Consider the following 15249-nt stretch of genomic DNA (forward strand, 5'->3'; position numbering starts at 1 on the left):
GAAACGTGACCAGAGTCCAGGTTGGTAACGCGACTGGAGTCGTGTAACGTGGTCGTAACAGGCGGAACGGGGGAGTACCGATGAGACGGACCGCGTACCGGAGCAGATCCGGCCCACGTGCCCCGATCACGGGCGGACTGCGCAAGCTGCCGGTTCAGGAGCGGTCCCGCGCCATGGTCGAGCACGTGCTGGACACGGCGACGGACCTGGTCAGGAACCTCGGTTACGAGGCGGTTGTGGGTTCACCGACCCTGCTGCTGGAGAAGGCGGGTGTCAGCCGTGGCTCGTTCTACGCCTTCTTCGAGTCCCCGGAACGGGTGCTTGAAGAGCTGTGCCACCGCCAGATGCAGGCTTCGACCGACGGGCTCGCGCGGGCGCTGAAGGACCGGCCCGGCGAGACGTGGACCGAGATCGTCGACGTCCTGATCGACTACTACACGCGGGAACACCGCACGCCGCTGGTCCGAGAGCTGTGGGTGCGGCAGAACCTGACCGAGCGCGTCCGCGCCCTCGACGAGCTGTGCATCGAGGACTGGGCCGCCCGCGTGCTGGAGCAGTTCCGCCAGCACGCCCCGGCCTTCGACGAGCTCACCCAGGCCCACTGCAGCGTCGCCCTGCACGCGCTGGAACGGCTCGTCCAGTTCGCCTTCGCCGGCGACGAGGACGGCGATCCCGCCGTCCTCGCCCAGGCCCACTTCATGCTCACGCGGTTCTTCGCGGGCCACGCCGGTGTCAGCCCGCCGTGCTGAAGAAGACGTTCTTCACCTCGGTGTAGGCGTCGAGCGCGTCCGGGCCCAGTTCGCGGCCGAGACCGGACTGCTTGAACCCGCCGAAGGGCGTGGTGATCCGGACCGACGTGTAGGAGTTGACCGCCAGGGCGCCGGCGTCGACGGCACGCGCGACCCGCAGGGACCGCGCTGCGTCCGACGTCCAGATCGACCCGGCCAGCCCGTACACCGTGTCGTTGGCGCGGGCCAGCGCCTCCTCCTCGCTGTCGAAGGCGAACACCGACACGACCGGGCCGAAGATCTCCTCCCGCGCCGCCGGGTGCCGGTCGTCGATCGGGTGCAGCACCATGGGGGGAACCCAGTAACCGGGCCCGTCCGGCGCGGTGCCGCGGAAGAGCACTGGCGCACCGTCCACGTAGCCCCGGACGCGGGCCGCTTGTCCGGCCGAGACGAGCGGGCCCATCTGGGTGCTCTCGTCCAGCGGGTCGCCGACCACGATCCCGCCGACGACCTTCTCCAGCTTCGCCAGGAACGTCTCCAATGCTGGCCGCTCGACGAACACGCGGGAGCGCGCGCAACAGTCCTGCCCGGAGTTGCCGAAGACGGCGCCGGTCAGCCCGCTCGCCGCGGCGTCGAGATCGGCGTCGGCGAACACCAGCGCGGCCGACTTGCCGCCCAGCTCCAGCGTGACACGCTTGAGGGTGCCGGCCGCGCGCTGGGCGATGTCCTTGCCGACCTCGGTGGAGCCGGTGAACGCGATCTTGCCGATGCCCCGGTGCTCGACCATCGCGCGGCCGAGCGTGCGGCCCGGGCCGACCAGCACCGTCAGCAGGCCCTCCGGCAGACCGGCCGCGGTCGCGATCGCGGCGAGCTCGCGGGCGGTGAGCGGGGTCAGCTCCGCGGGTTTGAGCACGATCGCGTTGCCCGCCGCCAGGCCGGGCGCGACCTTCCAGGACGCGATGGTGAGCGGGTAGTTCCACGGGGTGATCAGCCCGACGACGCCGATCGGTTCCCGGAACGTCATGTCCACGCCGCCCTCGACGGGAATGGTGTGTCCCAGCAGGCGTTCCGGCGCCGCGGCGTAGTAGCGGAAGGTCGCGGCCGCGCCCGCGACGGCGCCGCGGGCCTCGGTGATCGGCATCCCGACGTTGCGGGATTCCAGCCGCGCCAGGCGTTCGGAGTTCGCCTCGATCGCCGCCGCGACCGCGAGCAGGACCTGCCCGCGGTACTGCGGCGACCGCGCGGCCCACAGCTTCTGCGCCTTGGCGGCACGCGCGACGATGGCGTCCAGTTCGGCTACGTCGGTGGTTTCGAGGGTGTCGAGCACGCTCTCGGTGGCGGGCTCGATCACGTCGACGGTGGTCACGCTGGCTGGTCCTCCCTGGCCGGTCGCGCCGCGACCGCGACGAAGGCGGTGAGCGCGTGCTGAAGGTGGTCGACCTCCGGGTGCCACTGGACACCCAGGGCGTACTGACAGGACGGGAACTCGATGGCCTCCGGGAGGCGGTCCGGCAGCGACCAGGCGCTCACCACGGCGCCCTGGCCCAGTGCGTCCACCCCTTGGTGGTGGTGGGAGTTGACGACCTGGACGCCGCTGCCCGACAGCGACTCCGCGAGCGAACAGGGGACCACGTCGATTTCGTGGAAGGTCGCGCTGTCCAGCCGGCCCGGGCTGCGCCGGTGCTCGGCGAACCCGGCGTCGGTCAGGTGCTGGTGCAGCGTGCCGCCCGCGGCCACGTTGAGGATCTGCATGCCGCGGCAGATCCCCAGCACCGGGAGGTCGCGGGCGAGCGCGGCACGGGCCAGTGCCAGTTCGAACGCGTCGCGTTCCGGCACGGTCGCCTCGGTGCGCGGGGACCTGACTGCGCCGTACGTCTCCGGCTCCAGGTCCACACCGCCGATGAGCAGCAGGCCGTCGACGCGCTCCAGGACCAGGCCGGGCCGCTGCGTGGCGCGCGGGTCGGGTACGAGGCCGACCGGCAGCCCGCCGGCGGCGCGCACCTTGTCCAGGTAGGTGGCGGGGAGGATCGCGGCCGGCTGGTCCCAGAACCCCCAGCGGGCGGGTTCGAACGCGGCGCAGACGCCGATGACGGGTGTCCTCATCGCGCGTCAGGCGATCTCGTCGGCGAACTTGTGCTCCGCCTCGGTGAGGCAGCGGTCGACGATCTCGATCGCCCGCTCGGCCTCCGCGCGCGTCAGGACGAACGGCGGCGCCAGGTGCAGCACGTCCCACACCCGGGTCACCAGGCCCTCTTCCTGGGTGCGCAGCGCGAGGAACTTGATGAACGGGTGCGAGGTGCCCCAGGCCTGCTTGGTGCCCTTGTCCTTGACGAAGTCGATGGCGCACAGCAGGCCCTGCCCGCCGCGGACGTCGCCGACCGTCGGGTGCTCCCGCAGCCGCTGGGCCAGCTCGAACAGGTAGGTGCCCATTTCGGCCGAGCGCTCGACGAGGTTTTCCCGTTCCAGGATCTCGATGTTCTTCAGCGCGCCCGCCGCGGCGACTGCGTGACCGCCGAAGGTGATCAGGTGGTTGAGCGCGCGGCCGTGGGGCCGGAAGTCGTCGAACAGCGACGAGCGCGCCGCGACCGCGGCGATCGGCGCGTAGCCGCTGGACAGTCCCTTGGCCATGGTCATGAGGTCGGGGACGACGCCGTAGTGCTCGGCGGCGAACCAGGTGCCCGTGCGGCCCCAGCCGGTGATGACCTCGTCCATGATGAGCAGCACGCCGTAGCGGTCGCAGATCTCGCGCAGCATCTGCCAGTAGACGGGGCCGGGGAGGTGGGTGCCGTTGGCGACCGAGATCGGCTCGCCGATGACGGCGGCCACGTGCTCGGGGCCCTGGGTCAGGATTTCCTGTTCGACGTAGCGGGCGCACATGATGTCGCCGGCTTCGCCCTCCAGGCCGAAGTCGTTGCGGTAGTGGTTGGGGGAGGGGACCTTGCTCACGCCGGCCATGAACGGGCCGAAGTAGCCCTCGTTGGCGCTGCCGGTCAGGCTGGCCGCGCCGAAGGTGGTGCCGTGGTAGGACCCGCGCCGGGCGATGATCTTGTACCGCTTGCCGAAGCCGCGCATGGCCTGGACCTGCTTGGCGATCTTCATCGCGCTCTCGACGGCCTCAGAGCCGCCGGAGCAGAAGAACACGCGGTCCAGGTCGCCCGGCGTGAGCGAACTGATCTTCTCCGCCAGGGTGATCGCGGCCGGGTTGGCCGCGTTGGAGGCGGCGGTGTAGGCGATCTTCTTGGCCTGTGCGGCCATCGCGTCGGCGATCTCGGTGCGCCCATGGCCGGCCGCGACGACGAACAGGCCGGACAGCCCGTCGAGGTAGGAGTTGCCGCGCACGTCGGTCAGGGTGGCGCCATGTCCTTCGACGAACACGCGGAGCCCGCCGTGCGTGAGTTCGTCCCACTCGAGGTCGTTGCTGTGCAGCCACAGGTGCTCCAGCGCGGCGGTCTCCAGCGGGTCCCGGTCGTACGCTGCGGTCATCGGCTCACTCCTCGTGCTCGGATTATTGGAGCGGTTGACACTCCTTTTGTAGTCGAGCGCCGCGCCTGCCGTCAAGCAATCGTTGCAGTGACGGGTAGCGTCTGTTAGAAAAAAGGTCCTTGAGGAAATCCATTAGGGAAGTCGAGGGATCACCTTGTCTGCGACAGCCACCACCCCCGTGGGCGATCTGCCCACCGACGTGCGCTCGCTCCTGCTGCTCTTCCCCGACCTCCACGGTGGCCTGCGCGGCAAGATGGTCGAGCCGCGGGTCGTGGACGAGCAGGCGCGTACCGCGGGGCTGCCGACCACCGACCTGCTGCTCGCCGTGGACCCCCGGGACGAACCGATCACGACGCTGCCGACGATGGGACTCAACGGCGGCGCGAAGGACCTGCTGCTGCGACCCGATCCGGTCACCCTGCGGCCGGTGCCGTGGTTCCCGGATGCCGCGCTGCTGCTGGGCGATCTCCATGAAACCGACGGGCTGCCCTGCGAGGTCAGCCCGCGCCAGGTGCTGCGGCGGGCGCTGGACGCACTGGCCGGCCAGGGGATCGCCGTGCGGGCGGCGTTCGAGTTCGAGTTCCGGCTGTTCCGGGAGGGCGGATGGGAGCCCGCCAGCTCCGGGCTCAGCTACAGCCCGCTGACGCTGTCCGAGGTCGCCGAGTGCCTCGGCACACTCCGCAGCTACGCCGACGCGCTCCGGCTGGGCCTGTCCGTGGTGCACGCCGAAGGAGCACCCGGCCTCATCGAGGTCAACGTCGACCCGCAGGACGGCCTGGCCGCCGCCGACACCGCGGCGCTGCTCCGGCTCGCCGCGGCCGAGGCCGCCCGGCGGCACGGGCTGCGAGCGAGCTTCCTGGCCAAACCGTTCGCCCAGCAGGAAGGGTCGAGCGCGCACGTCCACTTCTCGCTGTGGGACGACACCGGCGCCAATGTGCTGCGCTCGGCCGCGGCGAACCCGGACGACGAGACCTACCGCCGGGTCGCCTGGGGAATCCTGGCGAACCTGCCCGCGCTGAGCCTGATCTACAACCCCACCATCAACTCCTACAAACGCCTCGTGCCCGGCTATTTCGCGCCGGTGCGCGCCTCCTGCGGGACCGACGACCGGTCGTTCGCGGTGCGCGCCCTGCTCCGCGGGTCCAGCTCGAGCCGGTTCGAGCTTCGACGGCCCGGTGCGGACTGCAACCCCTACCTGACACTGGCGGCCATCGCCGCTTCCATCCACTTCGGATTGACTGAGCAGTCCATTCCGGACCGCGGCACAGTGGACCGGTACGACGAGGCGTTGCCGGCCAGTCTGGAAAGCGCCATCGTCGAGTTCCGCCGTCGTGACGCCGGGGTGGACAAGGTGCTCGGTGCCGGGTTCTGCGAGCACTACCTGCGCACCCGCGAGTGGGAGCTGCACGCGTGGCAGAACACGGTCACCGAGTGGGAGCGGGAACGGTATTCCTGAGGCGCGGGCTGGGAAACGGGTGCTTGCTAACATGGCCAGGTGAGCGGTGTCCCTGGGCGAGGGAGCGGGGCTGGTGCCTGAACCGGTGGGGTTGAACGTCAGCCGGTTGTCTCCTCGCGCGGTCGCGTTGCCGCCCCCGGAGGTCGACGTCAACCGGTACGTGGCCGATCTCGTGCGCCGGGAGATCCGGCTGGGCCTGCTGCCCCCGGGCTCGGCGCTGCCCTCGGAGCGCGAGTTCGCCGAGATGCTCGGCGTCGGCCGCACGCCGGTGCAGCTGGCCTTTCGTCAGCTGCGGTCCGAAGGCCTGATCGAACAGCGTCGCGGCCGCAACGGCGGCGCGTTCGTCCGGGGCGCGAGCGAGGACGAGTCGCGCTTCCAGGATGTGATCGCCGAGGCGGTCCGCAACCGCGACGAGATCCGGCAGGCGATGGAGTACCGGTGCCTGGTGGAGCCGGTCGTGGCGAGGCTGGCGAGCGAGCGGCGCACGGCGGTGGAGCTCGCGACGCTCCAAGCCGCGCACGACGAGCTGCAGAACTCGCCGGACGACGCGTCGTTCATGCGCAGCGACGCGGTGTTCCACCTCGTCCTGGCTCACATCACCGGCAACCCATTCCTCGTGCGCGGCATCGAGGAGTCACGTCAGTGCTGTCACCCCGCGCTGGCGCTGCTCCCGGAGAGCGGCGCCTTCCACGACGCCACCATCGCCGAGCACCACGAGATCCTGGCGGCCGTGGAGGCCCGCGAAGCCGCCGACGCCGAACGCGCCATGCGCGCCCACGTCGAACGCAGCATGTGGAGCGTGCAGAAGCTGCTGTCCACGCTCAAGGAACGCCACCCGGACGCCCCTCGCTGACCCCCGGCCACCCGATCTACTCCTACATGGGCAACGCGTTCGAGGGTCGCTGGGCCGCATCGTCGTCGCCGCGGCGCTGCTGTTGGGGTTCGTACTGCAGGTCGCGATCGTCGTCGGCGTCGTCGGGGTGTTCCTCGGCAGCTTTCTCACCGAGATCGGCGTGGACGCGGCGACAGGCGCCGCCTTCCAGGCGGTCATCTACCTCCTCGCCCTGGGGGCGGCGGCACTCATCGCCATCCGCGGTCTGGACGCGTCGGTGCGCACCGTGGTCATCGCGGCGGCCGTGTCGCTGCCACTGCTCATCACCGTGCTCAGTGGTGCCCACACCGGTCTCGAGCTGCCGCGCCAGTTCGATCTGGATGAACTCTCGGTCAACGGAACGTTCCAGGGCTTCGCTGCCGACGTGACGTTCCTCGTGGGGTTCCGAGAGCCTCGCGGCGCTGGCTGCCGAGACGCGGGATCCGAAGCGGAACGTTCCCCTCGCCGTCATGTCATTGCCGGTCGTGCTCGGCAGCGCGTACCTGCTTGCCACGATCGTGCAGCTTCCCGGGCTCGCCGCCGCGTCGGCGCAGATCGAAGCCGGGCTCTCACCGCCCGCCGCGCTCGCTCTGCACGCTAAGCTGCCTCCCGCGGTCGGACCCGCCGCGGACCTTCTCCTGGCCGTGTCGATGTTCGCCGGCCTGGTCGGGTTCGTGAACTTCGGCTCCCGTTTCGTCGCTACCCTGGCCGCCGACAAGCTGCTGCCATCCCAGCTGGCGGTGGTTCACCGCCGCTACCGCAGCCCCGCCCTCGCGATGATCATTCCGACCGCGGTCGGCTTCGTGGTGGTGGAGCTGGCTGTCGTGGTGGCCGGCGATGTGACCAGCGGCTACACGGCGCTCGCCACCGCGCTTGTCTACTCCCTACCCGGGCCGTCAGCAGGCGTGCGCTGGGCGACGTACGGAACGATGGTCGAGGGCAACGAGATGGACCGCCACCACCGGATCAGTACTCGTTCTTGATGACGAAGTAGGAGCCGCGGATGGTGCCGGCCAGCTTCGACTTCTGCCGGGCGAACTTGAACGAGCCGAGTTCGGCGGGGACGTCCATGCCATCGGAGAGCTTGAACCCGACGGCCCGTTTCCCGTTGTCCTCCAGGGTGTACAACACGTTGACCGACAGGCCGTTTTCGTAGAAGACGTAGGCCCAGCGGATGCCGTCGACGTCGAAGGCGGTCGCCTCGAGCGGGCGGGAGGCGATGACGATGCCGCGTTCCTGCTCGAGGATCCGGTGCACCCAGTCGATCGTGGCCGCGGCGTCGTCCGCGGGTTCGACGGTGAAGACGTGGCCGTACTTGTTCTTGAAGTAGCGGGCCTCGTTCGCCCGCAGACCGGCGAGCGCCTCCGCGACCGGCGACGCCTCGAGCCCGGTGGTCGAGACAGTGTCGAAGTCCACGGCATAGGGCATGCGATTCCTCCGCGTGTCTGTCCGGCGGAGTCCGACATCGTTCCACCGGGGTCGGGCTCAGCCTAGCCCCGGCCGGGGTGCCGGTGCTGACGTCGTTCCCACGACCTCGATCACGGGAGGACCGAACTTGCGTTTCGGCACGATTCGATCACCACGCGCGGGGGTTCTTCCCAGGGATCAGCTCGCGGACCAGGACCCGCCGGGCGGTACCCGGAGCGGGCGCCGCCTCGTCCCGGACGGGCGGTACAGCACGGCGAACACGGCCTCGACCTCGAGTGACGCGGTTTCGAGCGGCTTCGGGACGAGTTTCTGTCCGTGCTGGTGGGTGACGTTGATTGTGCACTTCGTTCCGGCGTGCAAGGCTTCGCGTTGCCCGGCGGGTGACCCGACTCGGAGGAGCAGCACATGATCGCGCGAGTAGCGGTGTGGGAGCCGATGCCCGATGACGACCGGCAGTGGGTGATCGACGCGGCGAAGAGCGTTCCTGGCGTCCTCAACGCCTATCACCTGATCGACCCGGCGACCGGCAACGGCCTGTCCATCGCGTTCTTCGAAGACGACACCGACCCCGCCGAGGTGCAGGCGGCGATCCGCGGGCGAGCTGAGGAGATCGGCTGGAACGCAGTGCCTCGTCCAGCGCCGAAGTCCGAAACCATCTACCGGGTCATCCGCCACGGCTGATCCCGGTCCCCGCTCGTCGCGACGCACTGCCTCCCAGCGCCCCGAAGGCGTTCGACGACACGTCCACCCGGACCGGGCCGACGAGCGGGGCGCGGTGGTGAAGCGCCGACGGGAGCAGGCTGGTTCTGGTGAAGTGCGCCAGTGCCCGGGGGCGATGCCGGCGATGACGTGGATCGTCAGCGCACAGGCGGCGTCAGGCGGCGAGGCGTTCCGGGTCGACGGGGCGGCGGCTGCGGATGAGGTCCTTGACCGGCTCGATGCCCTCGTCCCACTGGTTCACGTGCAGCCCGGCCACGACGTGGCTCCCGGAGAGCCAGTACGCCTGGAACGCGTGGCCCGGCACGTCTCCGCGCGTGATCACCCGGTCGTAGCCGCCGGGCGGGAACCATCCCGCGAACTCCATGCCGAGGTCGTACTGGTCGGAGAAGAAGTACGGGAGCTCGCCGTAGCTGACGTCCTGGCCGAGGATCGCGCGCGCGGCCGCCGGCCCGCCCTTGAGCGCGCCGGCCCAGTGCTCGACGCGGATCGCGCTGTCGTAGAAGGGGTGGTGGGCACGAGCCACGTCACCGGCGGCGAACACATCCGGGTCAGCGGTGCGCAGCGAGGCGTCGACCAGGACGCCGTCGTCCGCGGGGAGCCCGGCGGCGGTGGCGAGTTCGGTGTCGGGCCGGGCGCCCACGCCGACGATCACCAGATCGGCGGGGATCACCGTTCCGTCGCCGGTCACCACGGCCGAGACCCGGCCCGTGCCGCGAAACTCCGTGACGCCGGTGCCGAGGCGGAGGTCCACGCCCTGCCCGCGGTGGACGTCGGCGAAGAACGCGCCGAGTTCCGGGCCGAGCGCCGCCTGCAGTGGCGTGTCGGCGGGCTCGACGATCGTGACGTCGCAACCGAGGGTCCGTGCGGCGGCGGCGGTTTCCAGCCCGATCCACCCACCGCCGACGACCACGACGCGGCCGCCGCCGTCCAGCGCGGCGCGCAAGTCGTCGGCGTGTCCGAGGCGGCGCAGGTAGTGCACGCCGTCCAGCTCGTGACCGGGCACCCGCAGCCGCCGCGGCGAGGAGCCGGTGGCCAGCAGGAGCTTGGTGTAGCCGATCCGCTCGCCGTCCTCGAGTTCGACCCGGTGCGCGGCGCGGTCGAGTGCCACGACGCGGCGGCCCCGGACCAGCTCGACCGCGTTGTCGGCGTACCACTGCTCGTCGTGCAGGAAGACCGCGCCCCGGTCCTGGTTGCCCAGCAGGTAGCCCTTGGACAGCGGCGGGCGGTCGTAGGGCAGCTCCGGTTCGGCGCCGATCAGGACGACGCGCCCGGCGAAGTTCTCCTCGCGCAGGGTCTCGGCCGCCTTCGTGCCCGCCAGGCCCGCGCCGATGATGACGACGACGTCGTCGTGATCCATGTCCGCCTCCGGCGTTCTAAAATCAATGTTGGTTGACGGTAGAACTCGCGGGTGTTTTCGTCAAACCTCATGTGTTTTAGAGTGGGGTGATGGACGACGCTGTGTCCGCCGTGGCGGCTCTGGACGAGCCGACGCGCCGCCGCCTCTACGACTACGTGGTGCGGCAGCCGGCGCCGGTCGCGCGGGACGAGGTCGCGGCGGCGACCGGGCTGCCGCGCGCCACGGTCGCGTTCCACCTGGACAAACTGGTCGGGGAGAAGCTCCTCGACGTGGGCTTCGAACGCCGCACCGGCCGCGGCGGGCCGGGTGCCGGGCGCCCCGCGAAGCTGTACCGGCGGTCGGCCCGGCAGGTGACGGTGTCCCTGCCCGAGCGGCGGTACGAGCTGGCCGGGCTGCTCCTCGCGAGCGCGCTCGACGAAGCGGACCGCACCGGGCGGCCGCCCGGGCCGGTCCTCCGTCGCCGAGCCCGCGAGCTCGGTGAACAGCTCGGACACGCCGCCGCCGGTGCTTCCGCGGCCGACATCGCCGGGATCTTCGAGGAGCACGGGTTCGAGCCGCGGGCCGGCGCCGAGGGGATCCTGTTCGCGAACTGCCCGTTCCACCGGCTCGCGCAGGCGCACACCGAACTGGTCTGCGGCATGAACCTCAGCTTCGCCGAAGGTGTTCTGCACGGCGCGGGCTGCACGGACGTGTCCGCGCGCCTCGATCCCGTTCCGGGCGCCTGCTGCGTCCGACTGCGCCCGGAGGTGACGGCGACGTGAATCAGCGTGACCACAACGCGGAACCGGCCGAGGGCGGCGATCCGGCGTGCTGGCTCGCGCGGGTGTGCCCGGACTGCGGCCTGGTCGCCGACGTCGACCCGCCGACCGTGTGCCGGCGCTGCGGCGCCCGCCTCGAGGGCGAGGATTTCCTGAGCGGACGCTGAGTTCGCGAACCTGCGTCCGCACCGCCGGAGTCGCTAGATTGGCGCCCCGTGACCACCCTCGCGGAGTTGCCGCTGACCGGCTGGTGGCCGGTGCGCCTCCTGCTGCTCGTCGCGTTCGTCGTGGCCGCGCTGCTGGCGTGGTGGGTGCGCCGGCTATGGGTGCGGGCCGGCCTGGTCACCGTCGCCGTCGCGCTGGCCCTGCTGAACGTGCTGGCCGTGGTCAACGCCTCCTACGGCTACTACCTCACCCTCGGCCAGGCGATCGGGCTGCCCGGCCGGGACGCCGCCTCCCTGCGGCAGCTCGAGCGCACCGGCATCCCCGGTGAGGGCCAGCTCATCACCATCACGATCCCCGGCCCGACCTCCCACTTCGCCGCCCGCCCCGCGCAGGTCTACCTCCCGCCGGCGTGGTTCGCCCGCCCCCGCCCGAAACTGCCCGTCGTGATGCTGCTGCACGGCACCCCCGGTGCGCCGGGGGACTGGTCCGACGGCGGGGGCGCCACGGCCACGCTGGACAGTTGGGCCGCCGCCCACGGCGGCACCGCGCCGATCGTGGTGATGCCCGACATCAACGGCGCTTTCGACGCCGACACCGAATGCGTCGGCCCGGCCGAGACCTACCTGACCCGGGACGTGCCCGCGTTCGTCGCCGGCCGGTTCTTCACCCGGCCACCCGGCCGGCACTGGGCCGTCGCCGGGCTGTCCGAAGGCGGTTCCTGCGCGGTCACGCTCGCGTTGCGCCACTCGGACACCTTCAGCGCCTTCGCCGATTTCAGCGGTCTGGCCGGGCCCCGCTCCGGCGACGGCAACGACGTCGGCGACACCGTCCCGGCGCTCTTCGATGGCTCCACAACGGACTTCGACGCCCACGAGCCGGGCTGGTTGCTGGCTCACGGGCGTTATCCCGGCACCGGCGGGTGGTTCGAGGTCGGCGACGCCGACGACGATCCGCTCGCCGCCGCCCGCGCGCTGGAGCCGATGGCCGCCCGCGCCGGGATCGACACCCACCTGGTCGTGGTCTCCGGCGGCGGGCACGACTTCTTCCTGTGGCGCCAGGCGTTCGCCGACGCGCTGCCGTGGCTCGTCGCCCGCGTGTCCGGGTGATCAGCCCGTGAAGGCGTCGCCGGCGAACACCAGCATGTAGGGCAGCGTCGCGCGGGCGGTGCGCCAGGTGTGGGTGAGGCCGGGTTCGACGTGCACCACGGTCCGCTGCCCGTCGGCGGCCAGCTCACCGGCCAGCTCCCGCGCCCGGGCCACGTCGCCGCCGTCGTGCGAACCGGCCGCGAGGAACACCGCCACCGGGGCGGGGAACACCATGCCGCGCAGGTAGTCCCGCGGTGTGTTCCGCTCGATCGCCGCGCGGTCGCCGTGGAACTCCGCCCGCACGTCCCCGGGCGTGTCGTAGGGCAGGGTCAGCAGCAGCACGCCGAACTCGCCGAGGTGGTGCAGTCCGGTGTTCAGCGCGGCGAACGCCCCGCCGGACATCCCGCCCAGGGCACGGGCGTTCCGGTCCCTGATCGTGCGGTACCGAGCGTCCACAGCGGACACGACCGGGCCGGAGAGGAACGTCTCCAGGCGCGGACCACCGGTCACGTCCAGCCCCTCCCAGTCGCGCTCGGGCCGCCCGGCGGTCAGGTCGACGCTCACCACGATCATCGGCGGGATCGCCCGGTCCCGGTACAGCCGGTCCAGCGCGCCCGGGGCGTCGCCCGCGGTCAGCCAGTCCTGCGCGGAGCCGAACGGATAGCCGTGCACGAGGTACACCACCGGGTAGGCGCGCCCCGAATTCGCGTAGCCCGGCGGCAGCAACACGTAAGTCCGGCCGGCGGGAACGCCGTCGGCCGGATCGGCCAGATCGAACGAGTCCAGCGAAGGCGCACCGACATCGGCCGGAACGGCCCGGTCGCCGCTCTCGTCCACCAACCGGCCCAGCGCGCGGCCGGGCGCGCCGCCGCGGTCCAGGAGCACCGCCAGGTCGTGCCCGGTGCGGATGTACCCGACGTAGGTGTTGAGCCCGGTCAGGCCCGCGGCCACCGCGCAGCACACGGCGGCGATCACGGCCCGCCGCCGCGCGCGGCGCCACCGCACCGCGATCCCCGCCAGCACCAGCGCGGCGGTGGCCAGGCCGAGCCAGATCAGCGGGGACTCCAGCGGCCCCGCGGCGCGGCAGTAGCGAGCCACGTCGGCCGGGACGACCACGTCGGTGGTCATGGCGCCGACATCCGGTACCCGACCCCGCGCAGCGTGTGGATCAGGCCGGGCCCGATTTTGCGCCGCAGGTAGCCGACGTAGACCTCGACGATGTTCTCGTCGCCGTCGTAGTGCGCGTCCCACACGTGGGTGAGGATCTCCCGTTTGCTCAGCGCCTCGCCGCGCCGCCGGAGCAGGAACTCCAGCAACCCGAACTCGCGCGCGGTCAGCTCGATCTCGCGGTCGCCGCGGTGCACCGTCCGCGCCGCCGGGTCCAGCCGCAGATCGGCCAGGGTGAGCACGGCCGGCCGCTCCGGCGCGCCGCGCCGCAGCAGGGCCCGCAGCCGGGCGAGCAGGACCACGTAGGAGAACGGCTTGGTGAGGTAGTCGTCCGCGCCGAGGTCGAAGGCGTCGGCCTCGTCGTACTCGCCGTCCTTCGCCGTCAGCACCAGCACCGGCGTCCAGTTCTCGCCCTGCCGCAGCCGCTTGAGCACCTCGTAGCCCGACATCCCGGGCAGCATGAGGTCCAGCACGACGACGTCGAACGGCTGCTCCCGCGCCAGCCACAGCCCGTCCGGCCCGGTGTGCGCGACCTCGACCGCGAACCCCTCCGCGGTCAGGCCCTTGCGCAGCGTTTCGGCGAAGGGGCGTTCGTCCTCGACGACCAGCACACGCATCAGGGGTGCCTCCGGCACGGGAGCAGGATGCGGAACTCGGCGCCAGGATAGACCGGGTCGGCGCCGTCCACGCACTCCGCGCGGCCGCCGTGGCGGGCCGCGATCCCCGCCACGATCGCCAGCCCGAGCCCGGCCGAACCGCCGGTGCCGGCCGTACCGTGGTGCCGCGCGTCGTCGCGCCGGACGAACCGCTCGAAGATCCGTTCGCGGTCGGCCACCGGCACCCCGGGGCCGTCGTCGGCGACCGCCACCACGGCCGTGCCGTCCTCGGTGCCGGTGCGCACGCGGATCCGGCCGGCCGCGTGCTCGGACGCGTTGTCGACCAGGTTGCGGATCGCGCGGCGCAGTTGCGCGGCGTTACCCGTCACCTTCACCGGCTCGGCGCGGATCTCCACCCGCACCCCGGCGGTGGCGCGCGCCCGCTCTGCCTCGGCGCGGGCGAGGTCGTCCAGATCGACCTCACCGGAGGGCGGGTGGTCGGTCGCGTCGTCGGTGCGCGCCAGCAGCAGCAGATCGTCCACCAGCTCGCGCAGCCGGCTCGTCTCCCGCGACACCACCGCGACCAGTTCGTCCTTGGTCATCGCGTCCGGGTGGTGCTCGGCGACCTCGAGCGCGGTCGCCATGGTGTTGACCGGCGAGCGCAGCTCGTGGCTGGCGTCGGAGACGAACCGGCGCTGCGCGCCCTGGGCGGAGGCGAGCCGGTCCAGCATCGAGTTCAGGGTCACCGCCAGCCGGTGCACCTCGTCGCGGCCGGGCGGCACGTCCACCCGCCGTTCCAGATCGCGCGTGGTGATCTCGGAGACCGTGCGGCGCATCCGCTCGACCGGCCGCAACGCCGAACCCACCGCGCGGTGCACGGTGAGCGCGGAGATCGCCAGCAACGGCAGCGCCACCGCCGCGAAGAGCAGGGACAGGCGGGTCAGTGCCTCGGTCACCGGGGCCAGCGACCGCGCCGACACCACCGTGTAGGGGCCGCCGGGGCCGGCCACACCGGTGGACACCAGCCGGTAGTCCTCGCCGGAGCCGTTCACCGTCACGCTCACCGTCTCCACGATCTCGTGCCCGGGCGCCGGGCGCACCGGTGTCAGCGGCGGCTGCCCGGCCAGCGCCGGGTCCGCCGTGATCACCCGGCCCCGCGCGTCGAGGACCTGCAGCACCGAGGCGGAATCCCCGCTGCCGGCCACGTCGGCGCCGGTCAGGTCGCGCGCGCCCTCCCGCGCGATCTCGTGCACGACCTGACGGCCCGCGCTGCGGGCGTCCTCGGTGGTGGACTCCTCCAGCGACCAGCCCAGCAGGAGCACCACCGCCGCGCCCGCGACCACGATCGCCGCGACGACGGCGGCCACCGCCACCACCGTCGTCCGGGTGCGCACACCCAGGCGGGCCAGAACAGCCGACATGCCAGCAGCGTAGG

17 protein-coding genes are annotated in these 15249 nt (G+C 71.9%); 8 read left to right on the forward strand and 9 right to left on the reverse strand.

Annotation, left to right across the window (positions count from 1 at the left end; all coding sequences use genetic code 11):
* Window positions 1–80: 80 nt before the first annotated feature.
* Entirely contained in the window at window positions 81–749 is a 669-nt protein-coding gene (locus tag IE290_RS00940) for a TetR/AcrR family transcriptional regulator (protein WP_229874013.1), read from the forward strand.
* Here the strand turns inward: IE290_RS00940 and IE290_RS00945 are convergent.
* The 3 genes from IE290_RS00945 to IE290_RS00955 are packed head-to-tail and all read right to left on the reverse strand — an operon-like array spanning window position 733 to window position 4211.
* Window positions 733–2094, reverse strand: a complete 1362-nt coding sequence (locus IE290_RS00945) for an aldehyde dehydrogenase family protein (RefSeq protein WP_191242567.1) — start codon at window positions 2092–2094, stop codon at window positions 733–735. The genes IE290_RS00940 and IE290_RS00945 overlap by 17 nt on opposite strands.
* On the reverse strand, window positions 2091–2831 hold the full coding sequence (locus IE290_RS00950; protein ID WP_191242568.1) for a gamma-glutamyl-gamma-aminobutyrate hydrolase family protein: 741 nt from the start codon (window positions 2829–2831) through the stop codon (window positions 2091–2093). The genes IE290_RS00945 and IE290_RS00950 overlap by 4 nt, the downstream gene beginning before the upstream one ends.
* A 6-nt stretch (window positions 2832–2837) precedes the next feature.
* Complete coding sequence (locus IE290_RS00955) at window positions 2838–4211, reverse strand: aminotransferase family protein (RefSeq protein ID WP_191242569.1); 1374 nt, start codon at window positions 4209–4211, stop codon at window positions 2838–2840.
* 154 nt (window positions 4212–4365) lie between these two features.
* Between IE290_RS00955 and IE290_RS00960 the strand changes: the two genes are divergently transcribed.
* Window positions 4366–5667, forward strand: coding sequence for a glutamine synthetase family protein (locus tag IE290_RS00960; protein WP_229874015.1), 1302 nt, complete (start codon window positions 4366–4368; stop codon window positions 5665–5667).
* Between the two features lie 73 nt (window positions 5668–5740).
* A complete protein-coding gene (locus IE290_RS00965; protein WP_191242570.1) occupies window positions 5741–6520 on the forward strand; it encodes a FadR/GntR family transcriptional regulator in 780 nt (259 codons plus the stop codon).
* Between the two features lie 22 nt (window positions 6521–6542).
* Here IE290_RS00965 and IE290_RS00970 read toward each other — a convergent pair whose 3' ends face one another.
* Complete coding sequence (locus IE290_RS00970; protein WP_191242571.1) at window positions 6543–7010, reverse strand: hypothetical protein; 468 nt, start codon at window positions 7008–7010, stop codon at window positions 6543–6545.
* On the opposite strand from IE290_RS00970, the gene IE290_RS00975 reads away from it, so the two are divergent.
* Window positions 6961–7521: an amino acid permease gene (locus tag IE290_RS00975; protein ID WP_191243896.1), complete on the forward strand. Its 561-nt coding sequence runs from the start codon at window positions 6961–6963 to the stop codon at window positions 7519–7521. The genes IE290_RS00970 and IE290_RS00975 overlap by 50 nt on opposite strands.
* Here IE290_RS00975 and IE290_RS00980 read toward each other — a convergent pair.
* Window positions 7505–7966: a DUF8821 family protein gene (locus IE290_RS00980; RefSeq protein ID WP_191242572.1), complete on the reverse strand. Its 462-nt coding sequence runs from the start codon at window positions 7964–7966 to the stop codon at window positions 7505–7507. The two genes, IE290_RS00975 and IE290_RS00980, sit on opposite strands and share 17 nt — an antisense overlap.
* A gap of 405 nt (window positions 7967–8371) precedes the next feature.
* Between IE290_RS00980 and IE290_RS00985 the strand changes: the two genes are divergently transcribed.
* Window positions 8372–8647 (forward strand): hypothetical protein, encoded by a 276-nt coding sequence (locus IE290_RS00985; RefSeq protein WP_191242573.1) that lies wholly within the window; start codon window positions 8372–8374, stop codon window positions 8645–8647.
* Window positions 8648–8840: 193 nt separating this feature from the next.
* Here the strand turns inward: IE290_RS00985 and IE290_RS00990 are convergent, their stop codons facing one another.
* Window positions 8841–10043, reverse strand: a complete 1203-nt coding sequence (locus tag IE290_RS00990; protein WP_191242574.1) for an NAD(P)/FAD-dependent oxidoreductase — start codon at window positions 10041–10043, stop codon at window positions 8841–8843.
* A gap of 89 nt (window positions 10044–10132) precedes the next feature.
* Between IE290_RS00990 and IE290_RS00995 the strand changes: the two genes are divergently transcribed.
* Genes IE290_RS00995 through IE290_RS01005 form a run of 3 tightly spaced genes read left to right on the forward strand, consistent with a single transcriptional unit; the run spans window position 10133 to window position 12072 of the window.
* Complete coding sequence (locus tag IE290_RS00995; protein ID WP_191242575.1) at window positions 10133–10804, forward strand: helix-turn-helix transcriptional regulator; 672 nt, start codon at window positions 10133–10135, stop codon at window positions 10802–10804.
* A complete protein-coding gene (locus IE290_RS01000) occupies window positions 10801–10968 on the forward strand; it encodes a hypothetical protein (protein ID WP_191242576.1) in 168 nt (55 codons plus the stop codon). Before IE290_RS00995 ends, IE290_RS01000 begins: the two co-directional genes overlap by 4 nt.
* A 48-nt stretch (window positions 10969–11016) precedes the next feature.
* On the forward strand, window positions 11017–12072 hold the full coding sequence (locus tag IE290_RS01005) for an alpha/beta hydrolase (RefSeq protein WP_191242577.1): 1056 nt from the start codon (window positions 11017–11019) through the stop codon (window positions 12070–12072).
* Here IE290_RS01005 and IE290_RS01010 read toward each other — a convergent pair whose 3' ends face one another.
* The 3 genes from IE290_RS01010 to IE290_RS01020 are packed head-to-tail and all read right to left on the reverse strand — an operon-like array spanning window position 12073 to window position 15235.
* Window positions 12073–13179 carry an alpha/beta hydrolase gene (locus IE290_RS01010; RefSeq protein WP_191242578.1) on the reverse strand — a complete coding sequence of 369 codons (1107 nt, stop codon included), beginning with the start codon at window positions 13177–13179 and terminating at the stop codon, window positions 12073–12075.
* Window positions 13176–13835, reverse strand: coding sequence for a response regulator transcription factor (locus tag IE290_RS01015; protein WP_191243897.1), 660 nt, complete (start codon window positions 13833–13835; stop codon window positions 13176–13178). The genes IE290_RS01010 and IE290_RS01015 overlap by 4 nt, the downstream gene beginning before the upstream one ends.
* A complete protein-coding gene (locus IE290_RS01020; RefSeq protein ID WP_191242579.1) occupies window positions 13835–15235 on the reverse strand; it encodes a sensor histidine kinase in 1401 nt (466 codons plus the stop codon). Before IE290_RS01020 ends, IE290_RS01015 begins: the two co-directional genes overlap by 1 nt.
* Window positions 15236–15249: the final 14 nt, after the last annotated feature.

Origin of the sequence: Amycolatopsis deserti (assembly GCF_014653945.1) — a bacterium.
In the GTDB taxonomy this organism is placed as follows: domain Bacteria; phylum Actinomycetota; class Actinomycetes; order Mycobacteriales; family Pseudonocardiaceae; genus Amycolatopsis_E; species Amycolatopsis_E deserti.

Bases quoted from the DNA above. Each gene is read 5' to 3' on its own strand.
- IE290_RS00940 (WP_229874013.1), top strand. From the start codon at position 81: ATGAGACGGACCGCGTACCGGAGCAGATCCGGCCCACGTGCCCCGATC.
- IE290_RS00950 (WP_191242568.1), bottom strand. From the start codon at position 2,831: ATGAGGACACCCGTCATCGGCGTCTGCGCCGCGTTCGAACCCGCCCGC.
- IE290_RS00955 (WP_191242569.1), bottom strand. From the start codon at position 4,211: ATGACCGCAGCGTACGACCGGGACCCGCTGGAGACCGCCGCGCTGGAG.
- IE290_RS00970 (WP_191242571.1), bottom strand. From the start codon at position 7,010: ATGACGGCGAGGGGAACGTTCCGCTTCGGATCCCGCGTCTCGGCAGCC.
- IE290_RS00980 (WP_191242572.1), bottom strand. From the start codon at position 7,966: ATGCCCTATGCCGTGGACTTCGACACTGTCTCGACCACCGGGCTCGAG.
- IE290_RS00985 (WP_191242573.1), top strand. From the start codon at position 8,372: ATGATCGCGCGAGTAGCGGTGTGGGAGCCGATGCCCGATGACGACCGG.
- IE290_RS00990 (WP_191242574.1), bottom strand. From the start codon at position 10,043: ATGGATCACGACGACGTCGTCGTCATCATCGGCGCGGGCCTGGCGGGC.
- IE290_RS00995 (WP_191242575.1), top strand. From the start codon at position 10,133: ATGGACGACGCTGTGTCCGCCGTGGCGGCTCTGGACGAGCCGACGCGC.
- IE290_RS01010 (WP_191242578.1), bottom strand. From the start codon at position 13,179: ATGACCACCGACGTGGTCGTCCCGGCCGACGTGGCTCGCTACTGCCGC.
- IE290_RS01015 (WP_191243897.1), bottom strand. From the start codon at position 13,835: ATGCGTGTGCTGGTCGTCGAGGACGAACGCCCCTTCGCCGAAACGCTG.
- IE290_RS01020 (WP_191242579.1), bottom strand. From the start codon at position 15,235: ATGTCGGCTGTTCTGGCCCGCCTGGGTGTGCGCACCCGGACGACGGTG.